The following is a 7,595-nucleotide window of genomic DNA, read 5'->3' on the forward strand; positions in this document are numbered from 1 at the left end:
GCCTGGAGGAGTTAGCCGGTTCGGGGAATCTGGAGCACGAGGATGAGGGCCAGGGCTGAGACGGCGGAGGGCCGCGGTCCACCCACGGCCCTCCTGGTGATCATTAATCGGACGGTCATGGCCGACGCCCCACGGCGTCCGGGTCGTCCACCGTCTCGTGCGGCCCCTCCGGCAGGGAATCGCCCGCGGCCGACACGGCCCCGGCGGACTTGCGGCGTGCCGCGAGACGAGCCGCGACCAGCCCCGCGACGGGCTCGGTGTAGCGGGCGGTGAGCGGGCCGAGGACGACGAGGATCAGGACGTACGCCGTGGCCAGCGGGCCGAGCGACGGTTCGATACCGGCGGTGACGGCCAGGCCCGCGATGACGATCGAGAACTCGCCCCGGGCCACCAGCGTGCCACCGGCCCGCCAGCGGCCCCGGCTGGAGATCCCGGCCCGCCGCGCGGCCCAGTAGCCGGTGGCGATCTTCGTACCGGCGGTGATGACGGCCAGCGTCATGGCGGGCAGCAGCACCGGCGGAATGCTGGCCGGGTCCGTGTGCAGCCCGAAGAAGACGAAGAAGACGGCGGCGAACAGATCCCGCAGCGGGCTCAGCAGAAGGTGGGTGCCCTCGGCGACCTCTCCGGACAGGGCGATGCCCACCAGGAACGCGCCGACGGCCGCCGACACCTGGAGCTGCTGGGCGATCCCCGCCACCAGCAGCGTCAGCCCGAGCACCACCAGCAGCAGCTTCTCGGGGTCGTCGCTGGAGACGATGCGGGAGATGACCCGGCCGTAACGGACGGCGAGGAACAGCACCAGACCGGCCACGCCGAGGGCGATGGCCAGGGTGACGCTGCCCGCCGCCAGGCCCGCACCGGCCAGCAGGGCGGTGACGATCGGCAGATAGACGGCCATCGCCAGGTCCTCGAGGACCAGGATGCTCAGGATCACCGGGGTCTCCCGGTTGCCGAGCCGGCCCAGATCGCCGAGCACCTTGGCGATGACACCGGAGGAGGAGATCCAGGTGACACCCGCCAGCACCACGGCGGCCACCGGCCCCCACCCCAGCAGCAGGGCCATGACGGCGCCGGGCAGTGCGTTGAGCACGGCGTCCACGGCCCCGGCCGGGTACTGGGTCTTGAGATTACTGACCAGGTCGCTGGCGGTGTACTCCAGGCCGAGCATCAGCAGCAGCAGGATGACGCCGATTTCGGCGCCGGTCGCGACGAACTCCTCGCTCGCCCCCAGCGGCAGCAGCCCGCCCTCGCCGAAGGCCAGTCCGGCCAGCAGGTACAGCGGGATCGGGGAGAACTGAAACCGCCCGGCCAGTCGCCCCAGCAGCCCGAGGCCCAGGATCACCGCGCCGAACTCGATCAGAAAGACGGCAGACGAATGCATCGCTTCACTCCCGCCCGAGTATCGCCGCGGCCGTCTCCACGCCCTCGCGAGTACCGATCACGATCAGCTCGTCCCCGCCGGCCAGCCGGAAGTCGGGGGTCGGGGAGGGAATGGCCTCCGCCCGGCGCAGCACGGCCACGATCGAGGCGCCGGTCTGCGTGCGCATCCGCGTCTCGCCCAGCACCCGTCCGTTCCAGTACGAGACGGACGACAGCTCGATCCGCTCGGCCACCAGCCCGAGTTCGGTGGTGCACAGCAGGTTCGGACTGTGGTGGGTCGGCATCAGCGCCCCCACGAGCGCCTCCGCTTCTCCTGCGGTCAGCCTGGTGGACAGGGCGCACTCATCGGGGTCGTCCTTCCGGTACGTACTCAGCGTCCGTCCGCCGTCGCGGTGCGCGATGACCGATAGCCGCCTGTGTTCACGTGTGGTCAGGTCGTAACGGACTCCGATGCCCGGCAATGGCGTACTGCTCATACGCGGAGCGCCCACAATCATCCCTTTCGTAGCTCTGGTCTCGTGCCACCCTAACGAATGGCAAAGAATTGGTAATGATGGCCGGTACGCGAGGGCGTGGTGGGACGATGCCGACCGCACAAGATGGGGTGGCCATCGAGATACGAGGAGGATGGTGCCCATGATCGAGTGGAGGCGGCTCAGTACCGGCGTCAGGCCGGTTCCCGATCCGGTCGCCACACCCGTCATCTGGGGCGGGGCCTTCCTCGGTGCGCTCGTCCTGGTGGCGACCCTGAACTTCTTCGGCGGCCACGGGCGGCCGATGTTCGCCCTGGTCGCGCTGTCGCTGCTGGCCGCCCTGCTGGGGCTGTGCGCGCGGTTCGTCGCCGCGCCCGGTACGGCGGCGCTGTGCTGGGTGTTCCTCAACGGCTTCGCCATTCCGCCCGCGGGCCACCTCAGCTGGGCGGGCGACCGCGACACCGGCTGGCTCGCCTGCCTCCTGGCGGCTGCCATCGCCGGCACCGCGCTCGCCCGGGTCGTCAACGCCCGTGCCGGATACCGCCGCATCACCCCGTTCGGCCATCGGTCGTGGCCGTCGGAGTGAGCCGACGAGGAGAACCGGCGGGATGAACCACGGGGTGAGCCGACGAGGAGAACCGGCAGGGTGAACCAGCGGGGTGAACCGACGAGGAGAACCGGCGGGGAGAACCAGCGGGGTGAGCCGACGAGGTGAACCGGTGAGCCGAGCCGACGGGGCCCTCCGGCTCAGCTCACCCGTGCGGCATGGTCAGCACCGCCACACCGCCCACCCGGTCGGCGGCGAGGTCGTCCAGGGCGGCGTCCGCCCGTTCGAAGGGGTAGCGGGTGACGGTGGCCCGGACGCGGTGGTCAGCGGCGTTGGCCAGGAATTCGCGGCCGTCCTCACGGGTGTTGGCGGTGACGCTGCGGACGGTGCGTTCGCGGAAGAGGTGGCGGTCGTAGTCGAGGGAGGGGATATCGGAGAGGTAGATACCGGCGATGCTCAGCGTGCCGCCGGCGTCCAGAGCCTCCAGGGCGACCGGGACCAGCTCGCCCACCGGCGCGAAGAGGATCGCGGCGTCCAGGGGCTCGGGCGGGCTGTCGTAGGCGTCGTGGGCGCTGGCGGCGCCGAGGTCCAGGGCGAGGGCACGGGCGGCGGACGAACGGGTCAGCACATGGACGACGGCCCCCTGGGCGATGGCCACCTGGGCGGTGAGGTGTGCGGAGCCGCCGAAGCCGTAGATGCCGAGCCGCCCGCCCGGCGGGAGATCGGCGCGACGCAGCGCGCGGTAGCCGATGATGCCTGCGCACAGCAGCGGGGCGAGTTCCTCGTCCGGGTAACCGGAGGGCAGTTCATAGGCGTAGGCCGCCGGTACGGTGACGTACTCGGCGTAGCCGCCGTCCGCGTCCCAGCCGGTGTACGCCGAGGAGGGGCACAGGTTCTCCTGGCCCCGGAGGCAGTAGCGGCAGCGGCCGCAGGTGCGCCGCAGCCACGGGACGCCGAGCCGGACTCCGGCACCGGGGCCGTGCGCCCGCGAGCCCGCGGCGACGACCTCGCCGACGACCTCGTGGCCGGGGACGACGGGGCTGCGGTGCGGCGGCAGATCGCCGTCCCGCACGTGCAGATCGGTACGGCACACCCCACAGGCCCGGACCCGGATCAGCAGTTCGTCCGCCGCCGGCCGCGGCACCGGCAGCTCCGTCCGCTCCAGCCGCCCCGGAGTGGGGACGACCCATGCCCGCATGGTCGCCGGGAGGCCGACGTGCGCATCCGTCACACGGCCAACGTAACGCCGTGGAGCACCTGCCGCCTGTGCGGCGCACGTTCGGCGCGATCCGCGCGGCGGGCGCTCGGGGCGGGCGGCGGGCGTTCCGGCCATGCCGCACGCCTTCCGGCCGTGCCGCATGTGCGCAGTCCGTGCCGCACGCGCTCAGGCCGTGTTAGTCGCGGAGGCAAGTAGTACGGCCGGAAGCTGTCAGATGTGCGCGGAGCGACCGGGCGGGGTGCCGGTCGTCGCGGCGGCCGGGCTCACCGGCCGCGTAGCGGTCCAGGGCCCCGCCGACGTCGGCGGGGCCGTGCGGGCCCATCGGTACCCGGCCGGGGCGGGAGCCGGGCGCGCGGCGGCCGGAGCTGGGAGAGGCTCCCGCCCCGGGTACGGGATACGGCATCTTCCTGACAGAACCCACTGTTCCGGTATGTCCCTCCCCTACGGTCCGCGGCATGGTCGCGTCCGTCAGAACCGAGCCCAGGGGCTCCATGGCCATGGAGCTCACCTTCGGCGACCCCGCGCTCACCGCCCGTCTGGAACGCGGAGTGGACGCCGCGGAGGAGCGGCTGCGCGCTGTCGCCGCCGAGGCCCGGGACCCTCGCGTCGCGGAAATCGTCGGGCATCTCTTCGCCCCCGGCGGAAAGCGGCTGCGCCCGCTGCTGGCGCTGGTGGGCGCGGAATTCGGCGAGCGCGATCCCTCCGCCGCCGTACCGGCCGCCGCCCTGGCCGAGCTCGTGCACGTCGCCTCGCTCTACCACGACGACGTCATGGACCAGGCCCGCACCCGGCGCGGAGTGGCGAGCGCCAACGCCCGCTGGGGCAATGCCACCGCCGTGTTCGCGGGCAATTGGCTGCTGTCGAAGGCGGCCCGGCTCGCCGCCGAACTCGGCCCGGAAACCATCCGTTTGCAGTCCAGCGTGACCAATCGGCTGGTCATGGGCCAGATACGGGAACTCGCCGGTCCCTCGGACGACGGCGATGCGCTCGCCCACTACTTCGCCGTGGTGGCCGGGAAGACGGCCGCGCTCATCGCCATGGCGCTACAGCTCGGGGCGGTCCGGACGGACGCCCCGGAACACGTCGTCCAGGCGCTCGCGGAATACGGGGAACACCTGGGAGTCGCTTTCCAGATAGCCGATGACATCCTCGACATCACCTCCACCTCCGAGGTCTCCGGAAAGGAGCAGGGCAAGGATCTGGCGATCGGGGTCGCCAGCCTCCCGGTGCTGCTGGCGCTGGCCGACGAGCGGCCGGAGGCGGATGAGTTGCGCGTCCTGCTGACCGCCGCCACCGACGCCCCGGACGGTTCCGGGCTGCCCAGAGCCGCCGCCCCGGACGACTCCGGGCTGCCGAGAGCCGCCGCCCCGGACGGTTCCGGGCTGCCGAGGGCCGTCGCCCTGCTGCGCCGCTGTGGGGCGACGGCGCAGGCACGCGCGATCATGCAGGCCCGGCTGGTGCGCGCCCGGTCCGCGGCGAACGGCCTGCCGGACGGCCCGGCGGCCCGGGTGCTGCACGCGCTGTGCGACTTCGTGGCGCACCGGGACCGCTAGGTCGTCGTCGAGGGGGTGTCCGGCCGCGAGCGCCGTCTGGTGCGGGGGCCGGGGGCGCCTACAACCGGTTCTGCTCCTCCAGCCACCGGAAGAAGGCGATCTGCCGGGACATGAGGGTGACCAGCTCGTACGCGGTGTGCGAGGCGGCCACGGAGGTGATTTCGGCGTGGTCGTAGGCGGGGGCGACCTCGACCAGGTCGGCGGAGACCAGGTGGCAGTCCGCGAGCCCGCGCACGATCTCCAGCAGTTCCCGCGAGGTGAGTCCGCCCGCCTCGGGGGTGCCGGTGCCGGGGGCGTGCGCGGGGTCCAGGACATCGATGTCCACCGAGATGTAGAGCGGCCGCTCGCCGATCCGCTCCTTGAGCTGCTGCACCACCTCATCGACTCCGCGCCGCAGCACATCCGCCGAGGTGACGATCCCGAAGCCCAGCTTGGTGTCCTCGTCGAGGTCCTCTTTGCTGTACAGCGAGCCGCGGGTGCCGACGTGGCAGAGCGCGGAGGTGTCGAGGATGCCCTCCTCGACCGCGCGCCGGAACGGCGTGCCATGGGTGTATTCGGCGCCGAAGTAGCTGTCCCAGGTGTCGAGATGGGCATCGAAGTGCAGCAGCGCCACCGGGCCGTGCCGACGCGCCACCGAGCGCAGGATCGGCAGCGCGATGGTGTGGTCGCCGCCCAGGGTCATCAGCCGCGCGCCCGTGGACAGCAGGTCGTCCGCGCCCGCCTCGACGCTCTCGACGGCCTCGTTGACGTTGTGCGGATTGGCGCTGATGTCCCCGGCATCCGCGACCTGGACGTAGTGGAACGGGTACGCGTCCTGGGCCGGGTTGTACGGGCGCAGCTGGCGCGACGCCTCCCGGATGGCGTTGCCGCCGAAGCGGGCGCCCGGCCGGTAGGAGACACCGGCGTCGAACGGCACCCCGACCACCGCGATGTCCGTCGTGCCGACCTCGTCCAGGCGCGGAACACGGCCGAAGGTGGCCGGGCCCGCGAAGTGCAGGGTGCGATCGGTCTCCTGGGGTGGAACGGGTATGACTGTCTCGCGATTGCTCGCGGTCATGGTTGGATCTGGGCCTTTCCTGTGGGGGGAGCGACGGTCGGCGCGGAAGGCGCCCTCCGTCTGGCACCATTCAAATCCCCTGACCGGGTGGTTGCCCACCGCAACTACCCCCTAAAGACGTTCAGGGCCCCCTACCGGGGCACCGGCCGGTGCCCACCGGTGGAGCCGCGGGGTCGGCACCGTCCCGCGCCCCTCGTCTGCCGAGACCGACCGAGGCCAGCCGAGGCCAGCCGGGGTCAACCGAGGCCAGCCGGGGTCAACCGAGGTCAGTCAAGGTCAGCCGAGGTCAACGGCACGGCGTAGCCTGAGCGGTATGGGCAACGCACGGTCAGAGGTGGTGAACGAGCCCATCGACCCCGACACCGGCCCGCCCCCGCCCGCCCGGCACGGTCCGTGGCGGGGACAGGGTCCCGTGGTGGGCGTGGTGGCGGTGGGCGGTGCGCTCGGGGCGACGGCCCGCTACGGGGCGTCGCTGCTGTGGCCCACCCCATCCGGTGCCTTCCCCTGGACGGTCCTCCTGGTCAACGCCGTCGGCTGTGCGATCATCGGCGTCTTCCTGGTGCTCATCAGCGACGTGTGGGCGGCCCACCGGCTGGTACGGCCCTTCTTCGGCACCGGTGTGCTCGGCGGCTTCACCACCTTCTCGACGTACGCCGTGGACTTCACCCGGCTGGTGCGGGACGACCGCGTCGGGATCGCCTTCGGCTATCTGGCCGGGACGCTCGTGGTGGCGATGGCGGCCGTATGGGCCGCCGTGGCGGCGACCCGGCGCGTCCTCGGCGCCTACGGCGGCGGCCCCGGCGGGAGGGCGGTCCGGTGAAGGGCGAACCCGCGCTGCGCCTGACCGTCTTCATCGGCGAGAGCGACACCTGGCACCGCAGACCGCTGTCCGCCGAGATCGTGCACCGCGCCCATCGCGCGGGGCTCGCGGGGGCGAGCGTGTTCCGCGGGGTCGAGGGCTACGGCGCCTCGTCCCTCATCCACACCTCGCGGCTGCTGTCGCTCGGCGAGGATCTGCCCATGGCCATCGTGGTGATCGATACGGAGGAACGGGTGCGGTCCTTTCTGCCCGAACTGGAGGACATCGTGGGTGACGGCCTGGTGGTGGTCGACCCGGTCGAGATCGTGCACCGGGGCCGGGCGCGGTGAACTGGCTACTGGTGATCGCGGGCGGGATGGTCGGCGCCCCGCTGCGCTACCTGACCGACCGCGCGGTGCAGACGCGGCACGACTCGGTGTTCCCCTGGGGCACGTTCACGGTCAATGTGGTGGGCTCCGCGGTGCTGGGTCTGCTGACCGGCGCGGTGGCGGCGGGGGCGGTCCCCGAGCGGGTGCAGCTGCTCCTGGGGACGGGGCTGTGCGGGGC

The 7,595-nt window shown here is 72.4% G+C and carries 9 protein-coding genes; 5 read left to right on the top strand and 4 right to left on the bottom strand.

What is annotated here, in order from left to right; genetic code table 11:
• Nucleotides 1-115: 115 nt before the first annotated feature.
• The gene (locus tag AXW62_RS38380) at nucleotides 116-1,381 is read right to left on the bottom strand and encodes a cation:proton antiporter (RefSeq protein WP_060948432.1); all 1,266 of its coding nucleotides are present in this window, start codon (nucleotides 1,379-1,381) and stop codon (nucleotides 116-118) included.
• A 4-nt stretch (nucleotides 1,382-1,385) separates the two neighbouring features.
• Complete coding sequence (locus AXW62_RS38385) at nucleotides 1,386-1,856, bottom strand: cation:proton antiporter regulatory subunit (RefSeq protein ID WP_030837723.1); 471 nt, start codon at nucleotides 1,854-1,856, stop codon at nucleotides 1,386-1,388.
• A gap of 160 nt (nucleotides 1,857-2,016) precedes the next feature.
• Here AXW62_RS38385 and AXW62_RS38390 point away from each other — a divergent pair, with 160 nt between their 5' ends.
• On the top strand, nucleotides 2,017-2,439 hold the full coding sequence (locus AXW62_RS38390; RefSeq protein WP_060948433.1) for a hypothetical protein: 423 nt from the start codon (nucleotides 2,017-2,019) through the stop codon (nucleotides 2,437-2,439).
• A gap of 166 nt (nucleotides 2,440-2,605) precedes the next feature.
• Here the strand turns inward: AXW62_RS38390 and AXW62_RS38395 are convergent, their stop codons facing one another.
• On the bottom strand, nucleotides 2,606-3,598 hold the full coding sequence (locus AXW62_RS38395) for a zinc-binding alcohol dehydrogenase family protein (protein ID WP_060948434.1): 993 nt from the start codon (nucleotides 3,596-3,598) through the stop codon (nucleotides 2,606-2,608).
• A 476-nt stretch (nucleotides 3,599-4,074) separates the two neighbouring features.
• Here AXW62_RS38395 and AXW62_RS38400 point away from each other — a divergent pair, with 476 nt between their 5' ends.
• On the top strand, nucleotides 4,075-5,172 hold the full coding sequence (locus AXW62_RS38400; protein WP_060948435.1) for a polyprenyl synthetase family protein: 1,098 nt from the start codon (nucleotides 4,075-4,077) through the stop codon (nucleotides 5,170-5,172).
• A 58-nt stretch (nucleotides 5,173-5,230) separates the two neighbouring features.
• Here AXW62_RS38400 and speB read toward each other — a convergent pair whose 3' ends face one another.
• Nucleotides 5,231-6,229, bottom strand: coding sequence for an agmatinase (gene speB / locus AXW62_RS38405; protein WP_060948436.1), 999 nt, complete (start codon nucleotides 6,227-6,229; stop codon nucleotides 5,231-5,233).
• Between the two features lie 313 nt (nucleotides 6,230-6,542).
• On the opposite strand from speB, the gene AXW62_RS38410 reads away from it, so the two are divergent.
• From AXW62_RS38410 to AXW62_RS38420, 3 genes are all read left to right on the top strand, one after another.
• Complete coding sequence (locus AXW62_RS38410; RefSeq protein WP_060948437.1) at nucleotides 6,543-7,049, top strand: fluoride efflux transporter FluC; 507 nt, start codon at nucleotides 6,543-6,545, stop codon at nucleotides 7,047-7,049.
• Nucleotides 7,046-7,378, top strand: a complete 333-nt coding sequence (locus AXW62_RS38415) for a DUF190 domain-containing protein (RefSeq protein ID WP_060948438.1) — start codon at nucleotides 7,046-7,048, stop codon at nucleotides 7,376-7,378. The genes AXW62_RS38410 and AXW62_RS38415 overlap by 4 nt, the downstream gene beginning before the upstream one ends.
• Nucleotides 7,375-7,595, top strand: a 221-nt coding sequence (locus tag AXW62_RS38420; protein ID WP_169808209.1) for a fluoride efflux transporter FluC, incomplete at its 3' end; no start/stop codon positions are given. The genes AXW62_RS38415 and AXW62_RS38420, both read left to right, overlap by 4 nt.

Source organism: Streptomyces hygroscopicus subsp. hygroscopicus (assembly GCF_001553455.1).
Classification (GTDB): Bacteria; Actinomycetota; Actinomycetes; order Streptomycetales; family Streptomycetaceae; genus Streptomyces; species Streptomyces hygroscopicus.